This is a genomic window from Corynebacterium aquilae DSM 44791, from assembly GCF_001941445.1.
Lineage (GTDB): Bacteria > Actinomycetota > Actinomycetes > Mycobacteriales > Mycobacteriaceae > Corynebacterium > Corynebacterium aquilae.
Genome location: NZ_CP009245.1, coordinates 1363667 through 1389312, shown reverse-complemented (window position 1 = coordinate 1389312; position 25646 = coordinate 1363667). Strand labels below are relative to the sequence as shown.

At 59.4% G+C, this 25646-nt stretch carries 17 protein-coding genes and 3 rRNA genes; 3 read left to right on the top strand and 17 right to left on the bottom strand.

Annotation, left to right across the window (positions count from 1 at the left end):
• Window positions 1–125: 125 nt before the first annotated feature.
• The 15 genes from CAQU_RS05865 to CAQU_RS05795 form a co-directional block, all read right to left on the bottom strand.
• Window positions 126–1790 carry a CTP synthase gene (locus CAQU_RS05865; protein ID WP_075726054.1) on the bottom strand — a complete coding sequence of 555 codons (1665 nt, stop codon included), beginning with the start codon at window positions 1788–1790 and terminating at the stop codon, window positions 126–128.
• Between the two features lie 405 nt (window positions 1791–2195).
• Window positions 2196–3137, bottom strand: coding sequence for a copper transporter (locus tag CAQU_RS05860; RefSeq protein ID WP_075726052.1), 942 nt, complete (start codon window positions 3135–3137; stop codon window positions 2196–2198).
• A 71-nt stretch (window positions 3138–3208) separates the two neighbouring features.
• Complete coding sequence (steA, locus tag CAQU_RS05855; protein ID WP_075726050.1) at window positions 3209–4396, bottom strand: putative cytokinetic ring protein SteA; 1188 nt, start codon at window positions 4394–4396, stop codon at window positions 3209–3211.
• Between the two features lie 93 nt (window positions 4397–4489).
• Window positions 4490–6217, bottom strand: a complete 1728-nt coding sequence (recN, locus tag CAQU_RS05850) for a DNA repair protein RecN (RefSeq protein WP_075726048.1) — start codon at window positions 6215–6217, stop codon at window positions 4490–4492.
• A complete protein-coding gene (locus CAQU_RS05845; protein ID WP_075726046.1) occupies window positions 6202–7176 on the bottom strand; it encodes an NAD kinase in 975 nt (324 codons plus the stop codon). The genes recN and CAQU_RS05845 overlap by 16 nt, the downstream gene beginning before the upstream one ends.
• Window positions 7173–7985: a TlyA family RNA methyltransferase gene (locus tag CAQU_RS05840; protein WP_075726044.1), complete on the bottom strand. Its 813-nt coding sequence runs from the start codon at window positions 7983–7985 to the stop codon at window positions 7173–7175. Before CAQU_RS05840 ends, CAQU_RS05845 begins: the two co-directional genes overlap by 4 nt.
• A gap of 150 nt (window positions 7986–8135) precedes the next feature.
• A complete protein-coding gene (locus tag CAQU_RS12630) occupies window positions 8136–8297 on the bottom strand; it encodes a hypothetical protein (RefSeq protein WP_157108926.1) in 162 nt (53 codons plus the stop codon).
• On the bottom strand, window positions 8288–9280 hold the full coding sequence (locus CAQU_RS05835; RefSeq protein ID WP_075726042.1) for an HAD-IIA family hydrolase: 993 nt from the start codon (window positions 9278–9280) through the stop codon (window positions 8288–8290). Before CAQU_RS05835 ends, CAQU_RS12630 begins: the two co-directional genes overlap by 10 nt.
• Before the next feature lie 140 nt (window positions 9281–9420).
• Entirely contained in the window at window positions 9421–10905 is a 1485-nt protein-coding gene (locus CAQU_RS12420) for a tetratricopeptide repeat protein (RefSeq protein WP_245797302.1), read from the bottom strand.
• 297 nt (window positions 10906–11202) lie between these two features.
• Window positions 11203–11319, bottom strand: a 5S ribosomal RNA gene (gene rrf / locus CAQU_RS05820).
• Window positions 11320–11463: 144 nt separating this feature from the next.
• Window positions 11464–14550: ribosomal RNA gene (locus CAQU_RS05815) — 23S ribosomal RNA — on the bottom strand.
• A gap of 444 nt (window positions 14551–14994) precedes the next feature.
• Window positions 14995–16521, bottom strand: a 16S ribosomal RNA gene (locus CAQU_RS05810).
• The 16S, 23S and 5S rRNA genes sit together here, the layout of an rRNA operon.
• A 719-nt stretch (window positions 16522–17240) precedes the next feature.
• On the bottom strand, window positions 17241–18506 hold the full coding sequence (tyrS, locus tag CAQU_RS05805) for a tyrosine--tRNA ligase (RefSeq protein ID WP_075726036.1): 1266 nt from the start codon (window positions 18504–18506) through the stop codon (window positions 17241–17243).
• Between the two features lie 89 nt (window positions 18507–18595).
• Complete coding sequence (locus CAQU_RS05800) at window positions 18596–18775, bottom strand: Trm112 family protein (RefSeq protein ID WP_075726034.1); 180 nt, start codon at window positions 18773–18775, stop codon at window positions 18596–18598.
• A 32-nt stretch (window positions 18776–18807) separates the two neighbouring features.
• On the bottom strand, window positions 18808–19566 hold the full coding sequence (locus CAQU_RS05795) for a hypothetical protein (RefSeq protein ID WP_157108925.1): 759 nt from the start codon (window positions 19564–19566) through the stop codon (window positions 18808–18810).
• A gap of 98 nt (window positions 19567–19664) precedes the next feature.
• On the opposite strand from CAQU_RS05795, the gene CAQU_RS05790 reads away from it, so the two are divergent.
• Window positions 19665–20495: an SDR family NAD(P)-dependent oxidoreductase gene (locus CAQU_RS05790; protein WP_084562830.1), complete on the top strand. Its 831-nt coding sequence runs from the start codon at window positions 19665–19667 to the stop codon at window positions 20493–20495.
• Window positions 20496–20549: 54 nt separating this feature from the next.
• Window positions 20550–21722, top strand: a complete 1173-nt coding sequence (locus CAQU_RS05785; protein ID WP_075726028.1) for a pyridoxal phosphate-dependent aminotransferase — start codon at window positions 20550–20552, stop codon at window positions 21720–21722.
• 61 nt (window positions 21723–21783) lie between these two features.
• Here the strand turns inward: CAQU_RS05785 and argH are convergent, their stop codons facing one another.
• Together argH and CAQU_RS05775 are read right to left on the bottom strand one after the other, a co-directional pair.
• Window positions 21784–23229: an argininosuccinate lyase gene (argH, locus tag CAQU_RS05780; protein WP_075726026.1), complete on the bottom strand. Its 1446-nt coding sequence runs from the start codon at window positions 23227–23229 to the stop codon at window positions 21784–21786.
• Between the two features lie 168 nt (window positions 23230–23397).
• On the bottom strand, window positions 23398–24594 hold the full coding sequence (locus CAQU_RS05775) for an argininosuccinate synthase (protein ID WP_075726024.1): 1197 nt from the start codon (window positions 24592–24594) through the stop codon (window positions 23398–23400).
• Window positions 24595–25154: 560 nt separating this feature from the next.
• Between CAQU_RS05775 and CAQU_RS05770 the strand changes: the two genes are divergently transcribed.
• The gene (locus CAQU_RS05770; protein WP_075726022.1) at window positions 25155–25598 is read left to right on the top strand and encodes a hypothetical protein; all 444 of its coding nucleotides are present in this window, start codon (window positions 25155–25157) and stop codon (window positions 25596–25598) included.
• Window positions 25599–25646: the final 48 nt, after the last annotated feature.

Here is a 25646-nt window from a genome sequence, read left to right as displayed (position 1 = left end):
ACACTCCCTGTGCACAACACTACGACAGCAAAACGCACCTCCCACCAACTCACAACGTGAGCGTGGAAGATGCGTTCTACTCTACCGCCGATACGGCGCACTCCCGTACGCCGAAATCCCACCGGCTAGTTGCGTTTAAAATCCAACGCCGCGGAAATCAAACCGGCAAACAGCGGGTGCGGGCGGGTGGGACGGGACTTGTACTCGGGGTGGCCCTGGGTTGCAACCAGGTAGGGGTGCATCTGCTTGGGGTACTCCACGAACTCCACCAGCTGCCCATCCGGGGAAGTACCGGAGAACACCAGACCGGAACCTTGCGTAATGGCGTCCTTGTAGTCGTTATTGACCTCATAGCGGTGGCGGTGACGCTCGGAAACTTCGGTGCTGCCATAAGTAGCTGCCACCACGGAGCCCTCCTGAAGGGTTGCCGGGTAAGCACCCAGGCGCATGGTGCCACCCAGGTCGGCGGAACCACTGACGGCGGCCTGCTGCTCCGCCATCGTCGAAATCACCGGTGCGGGAGTATTCGGATCGAACTCGGTCGAGGAAGCACCCTCGATACCGGCAGCGCGGGCAGCCTCAATCACCGTCATCTGCATGCCCAAGCAAAGGCCCAACATGGGGATTTTATTTTCGCGGCAGAACCGCACCGCGCCAATCTTGCCCTCGATGCCACGGATGCCGAAACCACCGGGGACGACCACACCGTGAATCCCGGCGAGCGCCTCCCGGGCGCCCTCCGGGGTTTCACAAGAGTCAGAGGGAACCCAGCTGATGTTGGCGCGCACCTTGTTACCGAAAGCACCCGCGCGAATAGCCTCAGTCACCGACAGGTAGGCGTCGGGCAAATCAATGTACTTACCCACCAAAGCGATATTGACCTCATCGACGGGCTGGTGGACGCGCTCAAGCAAATCTCCCCACACAGACCAATCCACATCACGGAAAGGCAAGTCCAGACGACGAATCAGGAAAGAATCCAGGTGCTCGCGGTGCAGCACCTTCGGGATGTCGTAAATGCTGGCGGCATCCGCACAGGAAATCACGCCCTCTTGGTCGACATCGCACATCAACGCGATCTTCGATTTCAGCGCCTCCGGAACCTCCCGATCACAACGCAACACCAGCGCGTCCGGCACGATACCAATCGAACGCAAGGCAGCCACCGAGTGCTGGGTCGGCTTAGTCTTCAGCTCACCTGACGGAGCCAAATAGGGAACCAGAGAGACGTGGATGAAGAAAATGTTGTCGCGTCCCACATCGTGGCGGGCTTGGCGGGCTGCCTCCAGGAAGGGCTGCGACTCGATGTCGCCGACGGTGCCACCGATTTCGGTGATCACAATATCGGGGCGCTCCCCCTGCTCGTCCGGCTCACCCATGGACAATACGCGACGCTTAATCTCATCCGTGATGTGCGGGATAACCTGCACGGTGTGTCCCAGGAATTCGCCTCGACGTTCCTTGGCGATCACGGTGGAGTACACCTGGCCGGTGGTGACGTTCGCGTTCGCGGTTAGGTTGCGATCCAAGAAGCGCTCATAGTGACCCAAGTCCAGGTCGGTTTCCGCGCCATCCTCAGTGACGAACACTTCGCCGTGCTCGAAGGGATTCATGGTGCCAGGATCGACGTTGAGGTAGGGATCCAGCTTCTGCATCGTGACTTTCAAGCCGCGAGCAGTCAGCAGCTGCCCCAGGCTGGAGGCCGTCAGTCCCTTACCCAGGGAGGAGGCAACACCGCCTGTGACGAAAATGTACTTGGTTTCGGTGTTTGAACCGCGCTTCGGAGACAATCCACACTCCTGGATCCTTAGAGATGCCCCGCATCCAACCACTGCTCAAAGGGAGAAAAACACGGTGGATTCTCGCCCAGACAAGGCTGGTCAGACGCCAAGCAACTGAAATTATGTAGCAATACTGTGGATCCACCACGCTAGCCAAAAACTTCTTTGACTCGGGCGGCAGGAACGCGTGCAGCAAGGTCTTAGAAAGCAAAACCCGCAGGCTAACCTTTCGATTGCACTGAAAAGTTCATGGCGTTTAAGTATCATCCCCACACTGATATGGTGCAGAAAATTAACTGAAACGGGTTGCAATCGAAGAACCCACGGGAGTTCAGCTTAACACAGCACCAACCCCACGACGCTACCGCAAAGGTGAAGCCGTGGGGTTGGGGCTGTGTTAAGAGGGCAAAAGACTTAGCGTCGCGGAGGCGCCGGGCTGGCAGCTTCCGCCGAAGAAGCCGCCCCATACGCGCCGGAACCGCCATCGATTTGTTCCCGAGTGGCCAAAACCGTCGCCAAGCGACCATAAGCCATCGATACCGAGTCGATGGTGGACACCTTCAAGCCATCTCCCCCATCGGATCGCACCTGACCAATGGGCCCAGTCGAGGTGGCAGCGGTGATCCGGCCAGCCAGGATGGATCCACCGTCAAAGCCACCCAACGCCATCGCGAAAGACGCCAGGTTGTGCGCCTCGAACTCATCCTTGCCGGTGCCGTCTTCACCCCCGGTAATAATCACGATGGCCTTAGCCGGCTTGATCGCTGCCGGATCCACCTGGATCATGCCGGCACCAGAAAGAGCATTGAGCAGCAAGGCTCGATCTTCTTGTGGCGTTTCCGGTTTGCCTTCGGCCGGCGCATACAGGGCAGCACCGAGTGCTTGACCGGCATGGGTACCGGGGTCCAGTTTGTCTACGGACAACTGGGCACCTGCGGGCAGGGTGGTGGCAACGATCGACTTGAGGCGATCAGCAGAATCCTTGGAGAAGAACTTGTCCGTGAGGGCGATATGTCCAGCATCGATAGCTTTGGCATCGCGCAACAACGCCTCCACGGCGTCGACATCGTCTTGTTCTGCGGTGGCAGTGGTGATCACCATGACGGGGGTGTTGTCCAAAATGCCGGCCACGGTTGCGGGCGCTGTCGATGCAATGTAGCTGTCTGCGGCGTCCGCTTCCGCCACGGTGAGCTCGTTGGCGACTTTGAGGTCATCGAGTTCGGTGGAGGTGCTGCGCAGTTGGGAGTTACCACCGTCAGCCAGGTTGGGGGCGAGCAACAGGGCGCCTGCCGCGACACCTGCGGCCAATCCCAGCGTGAGGCCGGCGATGACATTTCCGGGGCGGGTGGAAGACATTTGCGTGGGCAGTCTTTCTGTTGAGAAGCGATCAGTGGTGATTCTGGGGTGGGGTCATGCCCGGATGGGCTTTACATACCTACCCAGGAACGCACCTCGACGGCGATGTTATTCCAGGTGTCGATGAGGTTGTCGACGAAGCTACCATCCCCATTGAAACCTGCGATGGCGACGATGGTTGCGATGAGCACCAGCACTCCGAGTAGCGCCCACAGCCAGTGGAAGCTGAAGTTGGAGCGCACAGTGTACAGCTCGACGATGGCTTTACCATCAACCAGCTTGGTGCCGGCTTTCAGGCGGGCCAGCAGCCCGGAGGGTTGTGCGCCGGCAGCGTCGGCGAAAACCCCGTTGAGGTCAATGGGGGCGCCCACATTCACGATCAAGCTCGCCCCGTGGTATTCCGCCAGCAGAATGGCCAGATCGGTGGCGTCAGTGATGGCGGAGGGGAAGGTCATTGCCCCGATCCCGAGATCCTGGATGCGCTCCATGCCGATGGCGTGGCCGCTTGTGTCGGCGGGAAGAACCATTAACGCACCACCGCGCATGGTTTCGACCTCGATGCGGGCGGGGTCGCCGATAATGATGTCGGGGCTGTAGCCGGCCTTGACGAGAGTGTCGGCGGCTTCGTTAACGGCGATAATTGCGGGAGAGTATTCGCGCAGGAAGTTCCGCAAGGATTTCAGCTGGGCGTCCAGGTCGACGGCGGGGCTGACGACGACGACTTTGCGGTTGTCGAGTTCGACGCCGGTGGCGGGAATACCTAAACCATCGACCAGCAGGGGCGCCTCGGAGCGGATGAACTCGGTGGTGTTACCGAAGAAGGCCTCCATGTGGTCCAGCAGCTGCTGTTGGGCGGATTCCCATTGCGCGTCGACTGCAGCGGCCGACAGCACCGTGCCGCTGGCCAGCAATTTGTCGCCGTAGAACAACTCACCCTCGTCGGTGAGGCGGCCTTTTTTGCCGTCTTTGAAGTGGGTGCGAACTTCTGGGCCGAGGTCATCGACGAGGGTGATGCCCGCGTCGATGAGCAGTTGGGGGCCGAAGCTGGGCACCGTGGCGGCTCCCGCGCGGGCGATGTTGAGCACGGCGGCGACGCCGGCGTCGATGAGCTGCTGGGCGAATGCGCGGTTGATGTTGGTGGCGTCGATCAGGGCGATGTCGCCGGCGCCAAGTTTGCGCATTCCTTTACCCATCGGTGTGCAGTCACGGACGGGCGCCTGCAGGCCGGGCAGGTCATTATTGCGGGAGAACAGACTCATGCCGCTTAGTGTGCTGTCTTCGTAAGCTAAACGGCGGTAATGACACGCCAAACCGAGATGTTAGAGCGAGGTTTGTGCCCCCCAATGGGCCGCTCAGGCCCGGTCGGTGGTGTTTTTCTCCGCTTGTGCTGTGGCGAGGAGTTCTTTGGCGTGGGCGCGACCGGTGTCGGTGTCGTCGAGGCCAGCCAGCATGCGGGCGAGTTCTTCTACGCGTTGCTGGTCGCTGAGTTGTTGCACTGCTGAGGTCACTGATTCGTCGCCGACGTCTTTGGAGACGTGGATGTGGGTGTCGGCGAAGGCCGCGACTTGCGGCAGGTGGGTGACGACGATGACTTGGTTGTGCCGGGCCAGCCGCGCGAGCCGGCGACCGATTTCCACGGCGGCGCGGCCACCGACGCCGGCATCGACTTCGTCGAAAACGAGGGTGGTTCCGGAGTGGGTGGCGGAGACGATGACTTCGAGGGCGAGCATGACACGGGACAGCTCGCCGCCGGATGCGGAGGTCGCTAGCGGTTTGGCTTCGAGTTTCGGGGCGGGTGCGAGCCGGAAGTCGATGATGTCGGCACCGTGTGGGCCGGGCTCGGTGGGGGTGATCGCGACGGTGAATACGGCTTTGGGCATGGCCAGGCCGTGGAGTTCCTCGGTGACTTTCTCCCCTAGTTCTTGTGCGGCGCGGGCGCGGGCCTGTGAGAGCTTCTTTGCTGCGGTGTGCAGCGTTTTCTCCGCGGCGACGACCTGTTTTTTCAGCTCTTCGATGGCGGTAGGTGACACGTCGATACGGGCGAGTTTTTTCTCTGCTTTTTCACGCCAGGCGTTCACGCCCGCCACATCGGGGGCGTATTTGCGGGTGAGGTTTTTCAGCGCCTGTTGGCGGGTGAGCATTTTTTCCAGCGCATCGGGGTCGCTGGGCAGTTTGGACAAGAAGCTGCCGAGTTCTGCGGAGATGTCTGACAGGGCGACGGTGATGGAGCCAATTCTGTCGGCGATTTGTGCGAGTGCTTCGTCATTGACGCCGGTGAGGCTGCCGAGTGCTTGGCCGAGTAGGTCGTTGGCCCCGGAGAGTTCTCCGGTGTCGGCGGCGCCTTCGAAGTCTGCTGCGCCGTCGATCATGGCGAGGCTGCGCAGGGCGGCTTCGCGGAGCGCGTCGACGTCTTGGAGTCTGCGGATGGTGTGTTGCAGCTCGATATCTTCGCCGGGTTGGGGGTCGACGGCGGAGATTTCGTCGATGGCGAATTGGAGTCGGTCGGCTTCTTGGGCGAGCTCGCGGCGTTGCGCGGTCTTTTCGGCTAATTCTTTGGTGAGTTCCCGCCAGGTTGTGTAGGCCTGCCGGTAGGTGTCGTGGAGGGTTTGGCAGTCTGCGCCGAAGCGGTCGAGGGCTTCTCGTTGTTTGTCGTCGGACAGCAGTCGGAGTTGGTCGTTTTGTCCGTGGATGGTGAGCAGGTCGGCGGTGAATTCGGCAAGGGTTGCTGCGGGAACTGAGCGTCCGCCGAGGTGTGCGCGGGAGCGGCCGGAGGCGTTGACGGTGCGGGTGGCGATGTATTCGCCGTTTTCGTCTACTGTGCCGCCTGCGTTGTCGACGAGCGTGGCGGTGGTGTCTGCGAGGAATTCTGGTGCTGTGAAGCGGCCTTCGACCACGGCTTGGGGGGCTCCGGTGCGCACGCGTTGGGCGTCGGCGCGTCCGCCGCAGAGCAGGCGTAGGCCGGAGACGACCATGGTTTTGCCGGCGCCGGTTTCGCCGGTGAGGACGGTGAGGCCGTCTGCGAGCTCAACGGTGGAGTGGGAGATGACACCCAGGTGGTCGATGGTCAGTTCGGTGAGCACGGAGCCTCCTTTGGGGTGGTTGTGGGGCCACGCCATCCGACGACGGGGAGGCGGAATTTGCGGACGAGGCGGTCTGTGAAGGTGGAGTCGTCGAGGCGTACCCAGCGCACGGGTTGGCGGCCGCGGACGACTTCGACGCGGCTTCCGGGTGGCATGTGGAGATCCCGGAAGCCGTCCATGATGGCGATAGCCGGTGAGGTGTCGGAGTTGGATTCGATGGCGACTTGGGATTTGGGGCTGACGACGAGTGGTTTGGCGAAAAGTGCGTGGGCGTTGTTGGGTACGACGAGGATGGCGTCGAGGGAGGGCCAGAGGACGGGCCCGCCGGCGGAGAAGGCGTAGGCGGTGGATCCGGTGGGGGTGCTGACGAGGACGCCGTCGCAGCCGAAGGAGCTGACGGGTCGGCCGTCGATTTCGAGGGTGGCGTCGAGCACGCCGCGGCGGTTGAGGTTTTCGACGCTGACTTCGTTGAGTGCCCAGGCGCTGCCGGTGGTTTCTCCAGCTTCGTTGATGACGCGCACGTCGAGGGTCATGCGGTCGGTGACGCGGTAGTCGCAGGCGACGACACGGCGGATGGCTTCTTCGAGGGAGTCTGATTCCCATTCTGCGAGGAAGCCGACGTGCCCGAGGTTGATGCCGAGTACGGGGAGGTCTTGTTGGTAGGCGAGGTCAGCGGCGCGGAGGAAGGTGCCGTCACCGCCGAGGACGAGGACGAGTTCACATCCGGCGGCGGCTTGGATGGAGTGGGGGTATTGGGCGAAGTCTTTGAGGATGGGGTGTTCGTTGAGTGGGGTGGGGTCTTCTGGGGCGAGGACGCGCACGCGGATGCCTGCGTCGCTGAGTAGCACGGCGGCGCTGGCGGCTGCTTCGAGGTTGGAGTGGCGCCCGGTGTGGGGTACGAGGAGGACTTCGCGGTGCGGTGCGTCGTGGTCGGTAGGTTGGGGCTGGTGTGCGCTCACTGGGGGCCTTCCTTGATGGCAGTGGCGACCATGTCGTCGAGCTGCGTGTCGTCGGGGTGGGTGGCGAGGTTGTCTTTGACTAGCCAGAGGAAGTATTCGACGTTGCCGCTGGGCCCGGGCAGTGGGGATGCGGTGACACCGCGGGTGGATAGCCCGAGGGTGGCGGCGTAGCGGGCGACGTCGAGGGTGACTTCGTGGCGGAGTTGTGGTGAGGTGACCACGCCGCCGGAGCCGAGGCGGTCTTTTCCGACTTCGAATTGGGGCTTGACCATGGGCAGCAGGAGTGCCCCGGGTTTAAGGCATTCGGCGATGGCGGGCAGGACGAGTGTGAGGGAAATAAATGACAGGTCGCCGACCATGGCGTCGAGTTCGCCTCCGCACATCTCGGGGGTGAGGTGGCGGATGTTGGTGCGGTCCATGACTGTGACGCGGGGGTCGTTTTGGAGTCGCCAGATCAGTTGCCCGTAGCCGACGTCGACGGCGAGTACTTGTTGGGCGCCGCGCCGCAGCAGGACGTCGGTGAAGCCTCCGGTGGAGGCGCCGGCGTCGAGGATGGTAAGTCCGGTGACGTCGATGTTGAAGGCGTCGAGGGCGCCGATGAGTTTGTGGGCGCCGCGGGAGGCGTAGTTGTCGTCTTCGCTGCTGTCGACGCGGATACTGACGGCGTCGTCGACGACGGTGGCGGGTTTGGTGGCCAGGATCCCGTTGACGTGGACTTTGTTCCCGCGGATGAGGTTGACTGCGTGTTCGCGGGAGCGCGCAATTTTGCGGCGCACGAGTTCTGCGTCTAGTCGGCGGCGTGCAACCATGATGAGATGTGTTTACCTTTTGTTCGTCGTTGTGGGGTGTGCTTGTTTGTGGGGCGCACCGCTGACGCGGGCTGGGCCTGCGGGGTTGGTTCTAGGCTACACAGCGCACTGGGGGCGAATAGTTTTGGGTTTGGGTGCCCGGGTGGCTGCTTAAAGGGCCTGTTTGAGTAGTTCGTGGGCTTGGTTGAGCACCACGGTTTCTTCTTCGAGGCTGGTGGTGTTTTTCTCCAGCAGGGCCAGTACTTGTTCTTTGAGTTCTTGGGGGTTCGGGCCGTGGGCTTGGGCGCGGAAGTCTTGGGGTTTTATGTCCATTGCTTCCAGGCCTTTTCTGCTTCTGCGGTGGTGAAGGTGAGGTGTTCGGGGGCGGTGTTGTCGCTCCAGGCGGCGCCGAGGACGGTGCGGACGATGGCCATGGGGTCCGCGTCGGCGGTGGGGGTGCCACTGGCGGTGACGGTTTCTGCGGTGCGGGTGGCGCTGAAGCCGCCTTGGTTTCCGGGGCGTAGTGTGTCGATGTCGCTGTTGAGGGCGCGCAGGTCGGCGGCGAGCAGGGTGGGCCGGTGGTGGGCTGGTGCGGCAAGAAGTTGGGCGGCTTTGCTCACGCCTGTCATGACGTGCAGGGTGTCCATTCCGGCGGCGTTGCCGCCGGCGATGTCGGTGTCGAGGCGGTCGCCGACTGCGAGGGGTTTGGTGGCGCGGACGCGTTTGGCGGCGACGTGGAACATGGCGGGTTCGGGTTTGCCGGCGCTGGTGGGGGTGGTTCCGGTGGAGATGGCGACGGCGTGCACCATCGCGCCGTTGCCGATCATGAGGCCGCGTTGTTGGGGCAGTGAGGTGTCGAGGTTGGTGGCGTAGAAGCGGGCGCCGGCGCGGATGGCGAGGGCAGCTTCTGATAGTTGTGCCCAGCCGGTTTCTGGGTTGTGTCCTTGGAGGACGGCTGCGGGGTGGTCGTCGGCGCTGTTGACGGGGGTGTAGCCGGCGTCGGCGACGAGTGTGCGCAGGGATTGGCTGCCGAGGACGAGCACGTTGCTGCCGGGGGCGATGCCGGAGTCGCTGATGAGGATGACGCCGGCTTGCGCGGAGGTCAAAACGTCGTCGGCGGTGCAGTTGAGGCCGATGGCGCGCAGCATGGTGGCGACGTCTTCTGGGGCGCGTGAGGCGTTGTTGGTGACGTAGATGGCCGCGCCGGGGAAGTCGTTGATGGCGGTAACGGCGTGCTCGAGTGCGTCGCCACCTTCCCACACGGTTCCGTCGAGGTCTAGCAGGAGTGCGTCATAAGCACGGTTCACGGCAGTCATGTCCACCAGCTTAAAACTGATGGGGCCAAAGCACTAGCCGGGCGGTGGCACCCTAGCTGTTTTCACAGCGGTGAGTGTGGAGAAAACTAACGCCTGCCCTGGAAAATCCGGGGCAGGCGTTAGTTGGGGTGGAAAGCTGTTTAGGCTTCGTTGCTCTCAGAGTCGCCGTGATCAGTTTCGGTGTTTTCTTTAATGGCGACGGTGTCGGTAGTTAAGGGTTTTTCTACCGGGCTACTGCTACCAGAACGCAGTTCGTTGAGGCGCTCGCTGGCGTTGAGGAATTCGTCGTGGTCGATTTCGGCGACGCGGGCGAACCACTCGATGGCTTCTTCGGGTCGGCCGGCGTCGTTCAGGGCGTCTGCGTAGGCGTAGAACAGCCGGGCGGCGGAGAAGTCGGTGCGGGTTGTGTCGAGGTTTTCGTTTTGCAGCTCGATCACGGCAGCATCGAGCTGCCCCATGTCACGGCGGGCGCCGGCAACGACGATTGCGAGCTCGGAGCGGGTTTCCGGATCCAGGTTGATGCCTTCTTCGCGGGCGAGCTCAATGGCCTTTTCGGGCCTTCCGAGGGCGCGTTCGCAGTCGGCCATCACAGCGATGAGGCCGGGGCCGCCGGACATGCGGCGGGCGGCGCGCAGTTCTGCCAGGGCTTCTTTCCATTCGCCTGCGTGGTAGGCGGCGATGCCGCAGGTTTCACGCACAACGGAGACACGCCCTGCGCGGTCTTTTGCGGAACGGGCGTGACGCAGCGCCAACTCGGGATCATCCTGCAGCAGGGTGGCAGCCATGATCATGTGGCGGGCCACCTTGTCAGCATTGTCCTTTGACAAGCTCTTTAAGTCCTGCAAAACGCTGGGGTCGAGCAGGTTTGCGTTGACGTCGGACGGGATGTCCGGGTCGTTATGGCGGTTGTTGATGCGTTCTTCGCGAAAGCCGGGACGCATGGGGCCCTTGTAAGCGCGGTCTTTACCACCGCGTTGGGCGTGCCCACGCTGACCGCCGCGATTGTCGTCGCGATCACCACGACCCTTGTAGCCGCCACGCCGGTCATCGCGATCGCCACCGCGGTAGCCGCCCCGGTTATCGTCGCGATCACCGCGACCCCGGTAGCCACCACGGTTATCGTCGTCGCGACCCCGGTAGCCTCCACGACGGTCATCACGGTCACCACCGCGATAACCCCCACGATTATCGTCACGATCACCACGACCACGGTAGCCACCGCGGTTTTCGTCGTCGCGACCCCGGTAACCACCACGACGGTCATCACGGTCACCACCGCGGTAACCACCCCGATTATCGTCGTCGCGACCCCGGTAACCACCACGACGGTCATCACGATCGCCACCGCGATAACCCCCACGATTATCGTCACGATCTCCACGACCGCGGTAGCCACCACGATGAGAGTCGCGATCGTCGCGCTGCCCACGGTAGCCGCCACCGCGGCGGTCATCGCGATCTCCCCCGCGGTAGCCGCCACTGCGGCGATCATCTCGGTCGCCACCACGGTACCCACCGCGCCGATCGTCACGGGAGTCAAAAGACCCGGACTTTCGGTCGTACGAACGTTCGCTCTTGTCCTGCGAACGGTTGTCGTCGCGGCTATCCCGATAATCGTTGGGCATAAAAGAAGCTCCTTAAGGGCTTGGAAAAACTACACGCTATTCACTTATGGTGATGCGCAACGCTCCCCTCTGCGCCAAGAAACAAAGAGGCACAGAAGTGAACTAAACGTCAGGTCAACAATCCTACACGCAAAAGCAAACGCCATATTCCGCAGGCGCCCGCTAGCGGAACACTTTATTGAACATCGCTAGTGCGGAAACCTTGAAAAGATAAAGACATGACAAAAGTAGGGAGTCCTGCTCGTGCACCTAAGTGCACCAACAAAACTCCCTACCTTTAATCATTATTTAAGTTTAGGTCGGCAGTGTCCTACTCTCCCACACACTCCCGTGTGCAGTACCATCGGCGCAGGTGAGCTTAGCTTCCGGGTTCGGAATGGGACCGGGCGTTCCCCCACCGCTAAAACCACCGACACAATCAACACTGTGTGACACGTGTGCTGTTTCTAACACTGCATAGTGGACGCGAACCTATATGTTCTCTTTGTTGTTACGCTTTTTAAGCTGATTATCAAGCAGTTCTAGACAACCACCACACACCCAACAATCAGGGTGTTTTGTGTGGTGTGTTCGGTGAATTAGTACCAGTCACCTCCACACATTACTGTGCTTCCAGATCTGGCCTATCAACCCCATAGTCTCTAGGGCACCTAATAACGAAACCTTATCTTGAAACGGGCTTCCCGCTTAGATGCTTTCAGCGGTTATCCCTTCCGTACGTAGCCAACCAGCCATGCCACTGGCGTGACAACTGGCACACTAGAGGTACGTCCGTCCCGGTCCTCTCGTACTAGGGACAGCCTTTCTCAAGTTTCAACGCGCACGGCGGATAGAGACCGAACTGTCTCACGACGTTCTAAACCCAGCTCGCGTGCCGCTTTAATGGGCGAACAGCCCAACCCTTGGGACCTACTCCAGCCCCAGGATGCGACGAGCCGACATCGAGGTGCCAAACCATCCCGTCGATATGGACTCTTGGGGAAGATCAGCCTGTTATCCCCGGGGTACCTTTTATCCGTTGAGCGACACCGCTTCCACAAGCCGGTGCCGGATCACTAGTCCCTACTTTCGTACCTGCTCGACCTGTCAGTCTCACAGTCAAGCTCCCTTGTGCACTTACACTCAACACCTGATTGCCAACCAGGCTGAGGAAACCTTTGGGCGCCTCCGTTACTCTTTGGGAGGCAACCGCCCCAGTTAAACTACCCACCAGGCACTGTCCCTAACCCAGATCATGGGCCGAGGTTAGATGCCCACTACGATCAGAGTGGTATTTCAACAACGACTCCCACACCACTGGCGTGATGCGATCACAGTCTCCCACCTATCCTACACAAACCGTAGCAGACACCAATACCAAGCTATAGTGAAGGTCCCGGGGTCTTTTCGTCCTGCCGCGCGTAACGAGCATCTTTACTCGTACTGCAATTTCGCCGGGCCTGTGGTTGAGACAGCAGGGAAGTCGTTACGCCATTCGTGCAGGTCGGAACTTACCCGACAAGGAATTTCGCTACCTTAGGATGGTTATAGTTACCACCGCCGTTTACTGGGGCTTAAATTCTCCGCTTCGACCCCAAAGGGTCTAACAGGTCCTCTTAACCTTCCAGCACCGGGCAGGCGTCAGTCCGTATACATCGACTTATCGTCTTCGCACGGACCTGTGTTTTTAGTAAACAGTCGCTTCCCTCTATTCTCTGCGGCCACAACACGCAACCATCCCGCAAAAAGGATGGCACCCGCCGTGGCCCCCCTTCTCCCGAAGTTACGGGGGCATTTTGCCGAGTTCCTTAACCACAGTTCACCCGATCGCCTTAGTATTCTCTACCTGACCACCTGTGTCGGTTTGGGGTACGGGCCATACACACACATCGCTAGATGCTTTTCTCGGCAGCAGAGGATCATCAACTTCACCCAAAAGGGCTACGCATCACGCCTCACCCACAATGCAGGACCGGATTTACCTAGTCTGCGGGCTACACGCTTACACCACAATCCAATAAGTGGCTCAACTACCTTTCTGCGTCACACCATCGCTTGGCTACTACCACATCAGGTCCCACGCACGCACACAACAACACAATCAAAGAAAGCATCATCATGATTATGGGCGGTTAGTATCAATGATTCACCATGGGCGCATGTGCACGGGTACGGGAATATCAACCCGTTGTCCATCGACTACGCCTGTCGGCCTCGCCTTAGGTCCCGACTCACCCTGGGAAGATTAGCTTAACCCAGGAACCCTTGGTCATCCGGCGGATGAGTTTTTCACTCATCATTCGCTACTCATGCCTGCATTCTCACTCGCACAGCGTCCACCACTCGGTCACCCGGCGACTTCACACGCTGCACGACGCTCCCCTACCCACCCCAACAAGTGTTGGAGTGCCGCGGCTTCGGCGGTGTACTTGAGCCCCACTACATTGTCGGCGCAGAACCACTCGACCAGTGAGCTATTACGCACTCTTTCAAGGGTGGCTGCTTCTAAGCCAACCTCCTGGTTGTCTTCGCGATCCCACATCCTTTTCCACTTAGTACACGCTTAGGGGCCTTAGCCGGCGATCTGGGCTGTTTCCCTCTCGACTACGAAGCTTATCCCCCGCAGTCTCACTGCCGTGCTCTCACTTACCGGCATTCGGAGTTTGGCTGATGTCGCTAAGATGTTGGTCCCGCTAAACCATCCAGTAGCTCTACCTCCGGCAAGAAACACACGACGCTGCACCTAAATGCATTTCGGGGAGAACCAGCTATCACGGAGTTTGATTGGCCTTTCACCCCTACCCACAACTCATCCCCTCAGTTTTCAACCTAAGTGGGTTCGCGCCTCCACAGAGTCTTACCTCTGCTTCACACTGGCCATGGGTAGATCACCCCGCTTCGGGTCCAGGACATGCAACTAAAAAATCACCCTCGTTAGGATTCGCTTTCGCTACGGCTACCACACAACGTGTTAACCTCGCCACATGCCGCTGACTCGCAGGCTCATTCTTCAAAAGGCACGCCATCACCCCACAAAAGGGCTCTGACGGATTGTAAGCACACGGTTTCAGGTACTATTTCACTCCCCTCCCGGGGTACTTTTCACCATTCCCTCACGGTACTAATCCGCTATCGGTCACACTAAGTATTCAGGCTTACCGGGTGGTCCCGGCAGATTCACAGCAGATTTCACGGGCCCGCTGCTACTCGGGAAACAACAACAACTATCGCGACATGCTTTCATGTACGGGACTCTCACCCTCTCCGGTAGGCGTCTCCACACCACTTCCACTAACACGCGCACACAGAAGCTAAGACCGGCAGACCTTAGAAACATTGCTCCCACAACCCCACGCACGCAACCCCTGCCGGGTATCACACGCACATGGTTTAGCCAACATCCGCGTTCGCTCGCCACTACTAACGGAATCACTATTGTTTTCTCTTCCTACGGGTACTGAGATGTTTCACTTCCCCGCGTAACCTCCACACACCCTATGTATTCAGATGCAGGTGACCGCCCATAACGACGGCCGGGTTTCCCCATTCGGACATCCTCGGATCAACGCTTGATTGACAACTCCCCGAGGCTTAACGCAGCCTTCCACGTCCTTCATCGGCTTAGTGTGCCAAGGCATCCACCGTGTGCCCTTACAACACACAACACAAAAAATGGTCACTAGATACTTGACAATCACCAACACACACCAACAAAAAATCAGTGCGTGCTGGTAGCAAACAAAAAGAATATAAGAAATTACATACAAAACAACCAACACACACAACCATTAGGCCATGCGCATCAATCGTTTGATGCTCGCGTCCACTATACAGTTCACAAACAACACACACCCCACCAACAACCACCACAGCACAACACATTCGTTGCACCACAACAGCCACCAGCAAGGCGTCACACACGAGCACAAATGCCCGAGACACCCAACAGTGCACCAACATACAAACAAAGGTTTTCTACAGCGTCTTTATCATGAATAAACGTGCGCTTCCACGTCAAAAAATAATCAAACAGTCACACACAACAAACAAGCCACCACACAAAAAACGCATGGCAACCGGTGTGCAACCAGCAAAAAATATGCTCCTTAGAAAGGAGGTGATCCAGCCGCACCTTCCGGTACGGCTACCTTGTTACGACTTCGTCCCAATCGCCGATCCCACCTTCGACAGCTCCCCCCACAAGGGTTGGGCCACTGGCTTCGGGTGTTACCAACTTTCATGACGTGACGGGCGGTGTGTACAAGGCCCGGGAACGTATTCACCGCAGCGTTGCTGATCTGCGATTACTAGCGACTCCGACTTCATGGGGTCGAGTTGCAGACCCCAATCCGAACTGAGGCCGGCTTTCAGCGATTAGCTCACCCTCACAGGCTCGCGACGCGTTGTACCGACCATTGTAGCATGTGTGAAGCCCTGGACATAAGGGGCATGATGATTTGACGTCATCCCCACCTTCCTCCGAGTTGACCCCGGCAGTCTCTCATGAGTCCCCACCATCACGTGCTGGCAACATAAGACAAGGGTTGCGCTCGTTGCGGGACTTAACCCAACATCTCACGACACGAGCTGACGACAACCATGCACCACCTGTATACAAGCCACAAGGGAAACTACATCTCTGCAGCGATCCTGTATATGTCAAGCCCAGGTAAGGTTCTTCGCGTTGCATCGAATTAATCCACATGCTCCGCCGCTTGTGCGGGCCCCCGTCAATTCCTTTGAGTTTTAGCCTTGCGGCCGTACTCCCCAGGCGGGGCGCTTAATGCGTTAGCTACGGCACAGAAACCGTGGAAGGTCCCTACACCTAGCGCCCACCGTTTACGGCATGGACTACCAGGGTATCTAATCCTGTTCGCTACCCATGCTTTCGCTCCTCAGCGTCAGTTACTGCCCAGAGACCTGCCTTCGCCATCGGTGTTCTTCCTGATATCTGCGCATTTCACCGCTACACCAGGAGTTCCAGTCTCCCCTACAGCACTCAAGTTATGCCCGTATCGCCTGCACGCCCGGAGTTAAGCCCCGGAATTTCACAGACGACGCGACAAACCACCTACGAGCTCTTTACGCCCAGTAATTCCGGACAACGCTCGCACCCTACGTATTACCGCGGCTGCTGGCACGTAGTTAGCCGGTGCTTCTTATCAAGGTACAGTCACTAGCAAGCTAGCTTCGTCCCTCGCGAAAGAGGTTTACAACCCGAAGGCCGTCATCCCTCACGCGGCGTCGCTGCATCAGGCTTGCGCCCATTGTGCAATATTCCCCACTGCTGCCTCCCGTAGGAGTCTGGGCCGTGTCTCAGTCCCAATGTGGCCGTACACCCTCTCAGGCCGGCTACCCGTCGACGCCTTGGTAGGCCATTACCCCACCAACAAGCTGATAGGCCGCGGGCTCATCCTGAACCGAAAAAACTTTCCACCACACACACTAAAGTGCGGTCCTATCCGGTATTAGACCCAGTTTCCCAGGCTTATCCCAGAGTTCAGGGTAGATCACCCACGTGTTACTCACCCGTTCGCCACTCGAGTACCCAAGCAAGCTTGGGCCTTTCCGTTCGACTTGCATGTGTTAAGCACGCCGCCAGCGTTCGTCCTGAGCCAGGATCAAACTCTCCACAAAAAATCAGACATAAAATCCACTATTAAAAGTGCAAGAGTCCAAAACCTGAACAAAACAAACAACCAGCACACAACACACAAAAACTGCGCATCATGTTCTAATGTTGTTGAATCCAAAAATTACATGAACAAAAACCAGACCCCATCCCGACGGGGATAAGCGGGGCCCGGCAACAAATTTTCTACAAAACCTGTCAATCCGTTCACATGAAAAAACTGTCACCACAAAAACAGTGGTGTTAAAGGGGCAAGCAGCCCCCGACAGCACACACATGAAAAGACCAACTGTAAAAAACAAGTACATTGGTACACTATTGAGTTCTCAAACATCGTGCCCACCACACACAACAACAAGCAAAAAACGTAAACAAACGTTCACCAACTCGTTGCCGCACCATGGCGGTCCCACCGAGACTACACAAACCACAAACAGCTTGCAAATCCGGCCACCAACACAACCACAATCCCAACCCCCAAAGCCACTTTTCATGACCCCAGAAGCAACAGAACCTGTCGCGCTGACCCGGATAAAGTTACACACCCCCACACCAGAACACAAAACACCAGCACAACACAGGTTTTTGCTTTAACCCTCGCTTTGGTGACTGCATTCTGGACTTTGAGCCGCCCACTAAAAGCAAAACCCGATTGGGAGTCCCTCCTTAAGGAAGGCCCACTCACCAATCGGGTTTTCTCGGTCTGGGCTAGTAGCCCACTGCCCTAGTTGTTGACATGAATGCCAGCGAAGTTCTTCTTGCCTTTACGCAACACGAGCATGCCGTGGAGGAGATCTTCAGCCTGCGGCTCCCAGTTCTCATCGCTGATGCGTTCGTTGTTGACGTAGGCGCCACCTTCCTTGATGGCACGACGTGCAGCACCCTTGGAATCAACCAGCCCAGACGCAACCAGGAGATCGACCGCGGTGCGGGGTTCTCCAGCCGCGATTTCGGTAATACCCGCTTCTTGGAGCGCTCCGCGCAGGGTGACTTCGTCCAAGTCAGCCAAGTCGGCTTTACCGAACAGGGCTTGGGAGGCAAGTTGAACAGCAGCGGTGGCTTCAGCACCGTGCACCAAGGTGGTCATCTCTTCCGCGAGACGCTTTTGCGCCACGCGAGCGAAAGGACGCTCGGCAACTTCAGTCTCGAGCTCCGCGAGTTCTTCCTGCGTGAGGAAGGTGAACCAGCGCAAGTACTTGATGACGTCGGCGTCTGCTGCGTTAACGAAGTACTGGTACCAGGCGTAGGGGCTCGTCATCTCAGGGTCAAGCCACAGCTTGCCACCACCGGTGGATTTGCCGAACTTGTTGCCTTCACTGTCTGTCACCAGCGGCACGGTCAGCGCGTGAACCGACGCCGAGTTGATTCGGCGAACCAGATCAACACCAGAGACGATATTGCCCCACTGATCGCCGCCGCCGATCTGCAGCACACAGTCGTATGTCTTGTTCAGGTGCACGTAATCTGCGGACTGCAACAGCATGTAAGAGAACTCGGTGTAGCTAATACCGTCGTTGTCCAGGCGTCGCTTTACTGTTTCGCGATTGAGCATGGTGTTCAACGAGAAATGCTTGCCGATGTCGCGGAGGAATTCGACGACATTCATCCCGCTAATCCACTTGGCGTTGTTCTCAAGGATCGCAGCATTGGAGTCGCCCGTGTTGTAGTCGACAAAGCGGGCTAGTTGCTTTTCGATGCGGGCGACGTTGTCCGCGATGGTTTCTTCCGACAGCATCGATCGCTCGCCGACGTCGCGAGGATCACCAATCATGCCAGTCGCGCCGCCGGCGACGGTGATTGGGCGGTGGCCAGCCTGCTGGAAGCGTCGGAGCATCAGCAAGGGAACTAGGTGACCAGCATGCAAGGAGGGACCCGTCGGGTCGAAGCCGCAGTACACGGTGATCGGCTTTTCGGTGGCTTCCTTCAAAGCGTCAAGGTCGGTGGATTGGTTAATAAGTCCGCGCCAGGACAGTTCGTCAATGATGTTCATGTTGTTTCCCAAAGGTCTTAGTCGTAAACCGACGCACGAACCACCTCACGGGGTGGCGGGTCGGGTTGTCGTGGTGGTGGGGCTACCCGTTAAGAATTCGCTGGCCAGTCGGTAGCTTCATCGATGAGCAGAACCGGGATGCCATCATCAATGCGATAGGCGAGGCCGAGTCGCTCGTTGACGAGAACCTGATGTGCTTCGTCGTACTTCAAGGGCCCCTTGTCTTTGGGGCACGCGAGAACGTCCAGGAGACGCGGGTCAATGCTCATAACTGCTTAGTTTAGCGCTTTGGGTTTTCGGGCTATCGAGCGGGTGAGTTTTCTTGGCAGGTGGTCTCTGTTTTGGTTTTTATCTGGTAGATCACTTCTGGCCCTACATCCTCGCGTCCGACCGCCAGCTGGGTTGGGGGCTCGTCGTTGGACACATACTTCGTTTCACACTCTTGCGCGTCACCTGTCGTGTTTTCCAGCCGATAGTTGACTTTTCCCGGGGTTTGGTCTTCTGACATCTGGGCAATTTTGCCCTGTTCGCGGGCCGTCGTGATGATGGCATGCCGGACAGTTTCTGCGATCGCGTCGTCAATTGCTTGCTGCTTTTCTTCACGTTTTCCAGTGAGCAAGGTGATGACAGCGACGTTGTCTCCTGCGCTCTGGTTGAACGTGTCGTGCAGGTGTTCATCCTTGGCTCGCAACTGCGCGATGTGCGCTACGTCGACGCGATAGAGCTCAGCGACGGTGATTCCCCCAATTCCGATGAGAAACGCAAGGATGAGAACTGGTGCGCGGAGGATGCCGCGCACGCCCCGCCTGCTGAGGTAGATGAAGATCCCCAGTCCGAGCAGAAAGATGATGACCGAACCATAGGTGAGCAGCCTGGCGAGTTTTTCGACATGCGAGTCGTCGTAGATGACATATGAGGTGGTGACGGTGGGGATATGCATGGTTTTCGCTGCCTGTTTTGGTGCGTGGTCATACTGTGCCGGGATCGACCCCGCTGGGCTCGGCCGATTCTTTGTTACTGCGCCCATCGCGCCGTATCGGTGGGCGGCAGGGTTTTCCACAGCTTGCCTCAAAACTGCGAGCCTTGGGGACGTTTTCGGCTATACACGATGGTGAGGCACGCAACATTGTGCCTCCTGATTGATCTTTTGGAGAACTCATGTCTGTGAAAACCGAAGACCGCTCACAAGGCACTGCTCCCCTGCTGGAGCACACTGCAGAAGGACGCACCCGTACTGGTGTTGATGCTCGTGTGGAACGGGTCGCCGTTATCACCGGAGCTGGCTCCGGGATTGGACGCGCCACCGCGCACACTCTCGCTGCGGCGGGGTATGCAGTCGTGGTGAGCGATATCAGCGAGGAAGCTGGCGAGATGACGGTTTCGCAGATCCAGGCCGCTGGTGGCATGGCGTGTTTTATTCGGGTGGATGCTGGTTGTGTTGCTGATAATGATGCGCTGGTTGCGAAGGCTTTGAGTGAGTATGGACGGTTGGATGCGGCGGTCAACAATGCCGGCTTGGGTACTCCCCCTGCGGTTTTGCATGAGATGTCCGATGAGGCTTTTAACCGCGCTATCGATGTGACGGTGCGGGGAACCTTTTATGGGATGCGGGCGCAGCTGGCGCACTTTGCAAGCGTCGGCGAAGGGGCCATTGTGAACATTGCCTCGATCGCGGGTTTGCGGGCGTCGCCTCATTTGAGTCCGTATGTGTCCGCCAAGCATGGCGTGGTGGGGCTGACCCAAACAGCTGCGTTGGACTATGCCCACGCGGGCATTCGTATCAATGCGGTTGCCCCGGGCCCCATTCGTACGGCGGCTTTTGCTTCTTTGCCTGCACACCGGATCCAGGCTGAGCAGGACAAGGTTCCGATGAAACGTCTGGGCGAACCGGAGGATGTTGCAGCGGCCGTGTCGTGGTTGCTCTCGGCGGATGCGTCTTTTGTTACTGGCGTGGTGCTTCCTGTCGATGGTGGGTCCTTGCTGGCTTAGCTGGTCCCTACCCAACGTGTGAGCGGTTTTTGCAACCTCCTACACTGTTCATCCATGACACAGCTTGTGCGCCGCCTGGCCGGTTTTGATGAAACGATTTTTGCGACGATGACTGCGCTCGCCAATGAGCGCGGGGCGATCAATTTGGGGCAGGGTTTTCCTGATTCCGATGGCCCTGCGTCCATGTTGGAGGAGGCTCAGCGCCAAATCGCTGGGGGCAACAATCAGTACGCCCCTGGTCGCGGTTTCCCGGTGTTGCGGGAGGCTATCGCGGCTGATCGGAAGCGCACCTATGGTCAAGAATTTGATCCGCAGTCCGAGGTTTTGGTGACGGTGGGCGCCACGGAGGCTCTCACGGCGGCTATTTTGGCGCTGGTGGAGCCGGGGCAAGAAGTCATTGTCCTGGAGCCGTACTTCGATTCCTATGAGGCGGCTGTGGCCTTGGCTGATGCGGTGATGGTTCCGGTGGCCTTAGAGCCTCACGAGGGCCGCTTCCGGGTCGATGAAGATTTGTTGCGTGACGCTATAAGCTCCAAGACGCGCATGATTGTGATGAATACTCCCCACAATCCCACCGGCACCATGTTCGATGATCGTGATCTGTCAATCATCTCGCGACTCGCGGTGGATCATGATCTGCTCGTGTTGTCCGATGAGGTGTATGAGAAATTGCCTTTTGATGGGCGCACTCATACTCCGATTGCGATGTTGCCGGGTATGCGTCAGCGCACCATCACGGTGTCGTCGGCAGCAAAGTGTTTCAATGCGACCGGCTGGAAGACGGGTTGGGCGCTCGCACAGCCTGAACTCATCGATGCCATTGTGGTCGCGAAGCAGTATCTGTCGTTTGTGGGGGTTTCTCCCCTGCAGCCGGCGGTGGCCAAGGCCTTGAATGAGGAAGCTGAGTGGACCGCCGAATTGGCGGTGCAGCTGCAAAAGAATCGTGATGCGCTTTCGCAGGCGTTGCGGGAATGCGGCTTTGGGGTATGCGCGTCGGAGGGCGGATATTACGTGGTGGCGGATACCGCACCGTTGGGGTTCGAGGACGCCCGAGAGTTTTGTCTAGGCCCCTTGCTTGATGCGGGCGTGGTGGGCATCCCGGTGTCTGCGTTCGCGAAAAGCGCGCACGCTGATCGTTTCCGCTCTTTGGTGCGTTTCGCGTTTTGTAAAGACCAGGATGTGATGCAAGAGGGTATTCGCCGCTTGCAGGCGGCTTTTGCTGGCTAATTTCCGCTCTGCGCAGTGAAAAACCCGGCTCCCCACGTGGGGAGCCGGGTTTCTTTCATCGTTAGCCCCGCACCGGGGTGGTGGCCCAGGCGCGTGCTAGGGCGCTGGCTTCAGCGACACGTTGGCGTTGTTCTGCCACCCGCACGCCGGCAGTGCCGCCGCGGGTAGCGCGGGATGCGACTGCACCTTCGATGGTGAGTACCTCGCGCACTGCGGGGGTGAGGCGCGGGTCCACGCCGGCCAGTTCCTCGTCCGTGAGATCGTTGAGGGTTTTGCCTTGGGCTTCTGCCAGGCGCACGCATGCGCCCGAGGCTTCGTGTGCCTCGCGGAAGGGCACGCCTTCTCGCACCATCCATTCTGCAAGGTCGGTGGCCAGGGTGAATCCAGCCGGTGCGAGTTCCCGCATGCGCTCCTCGTGGAAGACGAGGGTGGATACCAGCCCAGTCATGGCGGGCAACAGCAAGGTGAGCTGGTTGACGGAATCCACGATCGGTTCCTTGTCTTCCTGCAGGTCGCGGTTGTAGGCCAGGGGCTGTGCTTTCAAGGTGGCCAGCAAGCCGGCGAGGTTGCCGATGAGGCGGCCGGTCTTGCCGCGGGTGAGTTCGGCGACGTCGGGGTTTTTCTTCTGCGGCATGATCGAGGAGCCGGTGGACCAGCGATCATCAAGGGTGACGTAGCCGTATTCGGGGGTGCACCAGTAGATGATTTCTTCGGCCAGTCGGGACATGTCGACGGCGATCTGTGCGAGCACGAAGGCGGTCTCGGAGGCGAAATCGCGGCTAGAGGTGCCGTCGATGGAGTTGTCGGCGGCGGAATCGAACCCGAGTTCAGCGGCGATGGCCTCCGGGTCGAGCGCCAAAGATGAGCCCGCCAACGCGCCAGAACCGTAGGGGCTGACCGCGAGTCGCTTATCGAGGTCTTGGAGGCGCTGGATGTCGCGCAGCAGCGGCTGGGCGTGGGCCAGGAGCTGGTGTGCAAGCAGCACCGGCTGGGCGGCTTGGGAGTGGGTTTTGCCCGGCATGATGGCATCCGGGTGGGCCGCTGCCTGTGCCACGAGCGCGTCGACCAGGTCGGTGGTATCGACGGCAAGCGCGCGGATAGCGTCACGTACCCACATGCGGAATAGGGTTGCCACCTGATCGTTGCGGGAGCGTCCCGCCCGCAGGCGTCCGCCGACGGTGGGGCCGACGATGTCGATCAGGCCGCGCTCCATGGCACCGTGCACGTCCTCGTCGCTGGGCAGCGGCTGGAATTGTCCGGTGCGAACCTGCTCCCCCAGCTGCTTCAGCCCGTCGATCATGGTGGCTAGATCCTCGTCGCTGAGCAGCCCCGCCTTGTTGAGCACCTTGGCGTGTGCCTGGGATGCCAGCACGTCGTAGGGGGCTAGCACCCAGTCGAAGTGGGTGGATACGCTCAGCGCGAACATTGCCTCGCTGGGGCCTCCGGAGAAGCGTCCGCCCCACAGTGCGCCTTCGTTGGTTCCGTGGTGTTGGTTGTGCTCAGTCATGGGGTGTGTGGTGTTCCTTGATCGTCGACGTATTTTGGGCAATGTGCTACTGCCACTCTAGTTGGTCAGTGGGCGGGCTTTGCGCCACAGATAGGGGTGTGCCCCATCGTCCGGCAGGTGTTGTGGCGGCGATGGGGCACAGTGCTGCTCGCGTGAGGCGGAAAGTTTTTAGGCTTCGCGGTCGCGTTTGCAGGCGATCTTGGAGGATAGGCCGTGCAGCTGGACGAAGCCCTTGGCCAGGGTCTGGTCGAAGGTGTCGCCGGTGTCGTAGGTCGCCAGGTTGAAGTCGTAGAGGGACTTGTCGCTGCGGCGACCGTTGACGGTGATGCGGCCGGCGTGCAGCACCAGGCGAATGTCGCCGGTGACGTTTTCCTGGGTGGACTCGATGAAGGCGTCCAGGGAGCGCTTCAGCGGGGCAAACCACAGGCCGTCGTAGACTTCCTCGGACCAGCGGGCGTCGATCAGGCGCTTGTAGCGGGCGAGTTCGCGCTCCATGGTGACGTCTTCGAGGGCCTGGTGGGCGGCGATGAGCACCATCGCGCCGGGGGCTTCGTAAACTTCGCGGGACTTGATGCCAACCAGGCGGTCTTCGACCATGTCGAGTCGGCCGACGCCCTGGGCGCCGCCACGGCGGTTGAGTTCTTCGATGGCTTCGAGCACGGTGACGGGGCGACCGTCGATAGCGACCGGCTTGCCGGATTCGAAGGAGATGATCAGCTCATCGGGGGCGTTGCCCAGTGCCGGATCCTCGGTGTAGGCGTAGAGGTCCTTGGTCGGCGGGTTCCACAGATCTTCGAGGAATCCGGTTTCCACGGCGCGGCCCCACACGTTCTGGTCGATGGAGAACGGGGACTTCTTGGACTGCTCGATCGGGAGGTTGATTTCTTCGGCGAAGGCGATGGCCTTGTCACGGGTCCAGGCGTAGTCGCGGGCCGGAGCGATGATCTCCAGGTCGGGGTGGGTGTCCATGAAGCCCACTTCGAAGCGGACCTGGTCGTTACCCTTGCCGGTGCAGCCGTGGGAGACGTGGGTGCCGCCGAATTCCTTGGCTGCCTCCACGAGGTGCTTCACGATCAGCGGGCGGGAGATGGCGGAGACCAGCGGGTACTGCTTCATGTACATGCCGTTGGCCTTGATGGTCGGCAGGCAGTACTCGTTGGCGAATTCGTCCTTGGCGTCGATGACGATGGACTCCACCGCACCGCAGTCCAGTGCGCGCTGACGCACGCTCTCCATGTCTTCGCCGCCTTGGCCCAGGTCGAGGGAGACGGCGATCACTTCGCCACCGGTCATCTTGGCGAGGTAAGGGATCGCGACAGAGGTGTCGAGACCACCGGAGTATGCGAGAACGACGCGTGCGGTCATGGTGTGTGGTTTCTCCTGTGCAATGGAAGGTCACTTCACCGCCTGTGCGGTGAAGAGTTTTTTTCTCAAATGTGCTGGCTAGCGTTAGCCAGCAGTGAGTTTTTAGGCTGTTTGATAGTAGCAAAACGAGCCGATTGGTCTGACGCTGGGTTTTACCCCCGCACCAGCGGCGGGCGCTTCGCGCGGTTTCCGGATGTCAAGCTGCGAATGCAGCTTCCCCGGGGGCGCCTTTCACCCAACACCTTAGCGTAATATTCCCTCGCACGCAAAATATGCAGGCTAGTTCGGAAGCTACCCCTCCCCCATTCGGATGACCCTGCCGTTAGAGGCAAAAACACTGTTCAGAGCATTTCCGCGCTTAAAGATACACCCGAAAGGCGCTTTTCTTGCCGAAGCCCCTGCCCAACACCGCCCCCACCACCTAACGTGAAAAGCAGTCGAGAAAGCACCCCCGCAGCTACCCGCAGCGCAGGTCGCAAAAGATCCCTGCTTTCTCCACCGGTGCACCACCAAAAACAATCTCAGCGCCTACATAAAAGGTGCAGATCGGAGCAAAACCCATGACCGCATGGAGCAAGAAAACCATCGCAGCCGCACTCGCCGCAGCGTGTGTGTCCGTGGGCTTCGCCGGCGACGCACACGCCGCACAGCTGTCTAAAGTCGCAGAACAAGACAAGCTCTATGGCATTGAGGCGCGCCTCTACAAGGAACTAGGAAACGCCTCCTGCCCGGTGCTTCTACAGCGCGGCTACACCAATCCGGCAGAATCCAAGCGCGCAGCGCAGGATCGAAAAAAGAACATCATCGCCAAGGAAACTCAGCGCCGAAACAAGGACAAGGCAGCCGGGAAGCCCTACCACTCGACCTGGTACATCAATGAGCTGTCGAACGTGTACTACAAGTACTACCTGGATTGGGACAATTCCGCCCGCATCTGTAAAGACATCCCCGCCGGACTCGGAAACTTCCAAGGGGCCGGTTCTTCCTCAGGACTGTCCTCTTAACAGCTTCCCACTCAGCCCAACCGCCCACACCGGGCATCACTAGAGCAC

Excerpts from the sequence above, each read along its gene's own strand:
- CAQU_RS05860 (WP_075726052.1), bottom strand. The coding sequence starts at position 3,137 with ATGTCTTCCACCCGCCCCGGAAATGTCATCGCCGGCCTCACGCTGGGA.
- steA (WP_075726050.1), bottom strand. The coding sequence starts at position 4,396 with ATGAGTCTGTTCTCCCGCAATAATGACCTGCCCGGCCTGCAGGCGCCC.
- CAQU_RS05840 (WP_075726044.1), bottom strand. The coding sequence starts at position 7,985 with ATGGTTGCACGCCGCCGACTAGACGCAGAACTCGTGCGCCGCAAAATT.
- CAQU_RS12630 (WP_157108926.1), bottom strand. The coding sequence starts at position 8,297 with ATGGACATAAAACCCCAAGACTTCCGCGCCCAAGCCCACGGCCCGAAC.
- CAQU_RS05835 (WP_075726042.1), bottom strand. The coding sequence starts at position 9,280 with ATGACTGCCGTGAACCGTGCTTATGACGCACTCCTGCTAGACCTCGAC.
- CAQU_RS12420 (WP_245797302.1), bottom strand. The coding sequence starts at position 10,905 with ATGCCCAACGATTATCGGGATAGCCGCGACGACAACCGTTCGCAGGAC.
- tyrS (WP_075726036.1), bottom strand. The coding sequence starts at position 18,506 with ATGAACATCATTGACGAACTGTCCTGGCGCGGACTTATTAACCAATCC.
- CAQU_RS05800 (WP_075726034.1), bottom strand. The coding sequence starts at position 18,775 with ATGAGCATTGACCCGCGTCTCCTGGACGTTCTCGCGTGCCCCAAAGAC.
- CAQU_RS05790 (WP_084562830.1), top strand. The coding sequence starts at position 19,665 with ATGTCTGTGAAAACCGAAGACCGCTCACAAGGCACTGCTCCCCTGCTG.
- CAQU_RS05785 (WP_075726028.1), top strand. The coding sequence starts at position 20,550 with ATGACACAGCTTGTGCGCCGCCTGGCCGGTTTTGATGAAACGATTTTT.
- argH (WP_075726026.1), bottom strand. The coding sequence starts at position 23,229 with ATGACTGAGCACAACCAACACCACGGAACCAACGAAGGCGCACTGTGG.
- CAQU_RS05775 (WP_075726024.1), bottom strand. The coding sequence starts at position 24,594 with ATGACCGCACGCGTCGTTCTCGCATACTCCGGTGGTCTCGACACCTCT.
- CAQU_RS05770 (WP_075726022.1), top strand. The coding sequence starts at position 25,155 with ATGACCGCATGGAGCAAGAAAACCATCGCAGCCGCACTCGCCGCAGCG.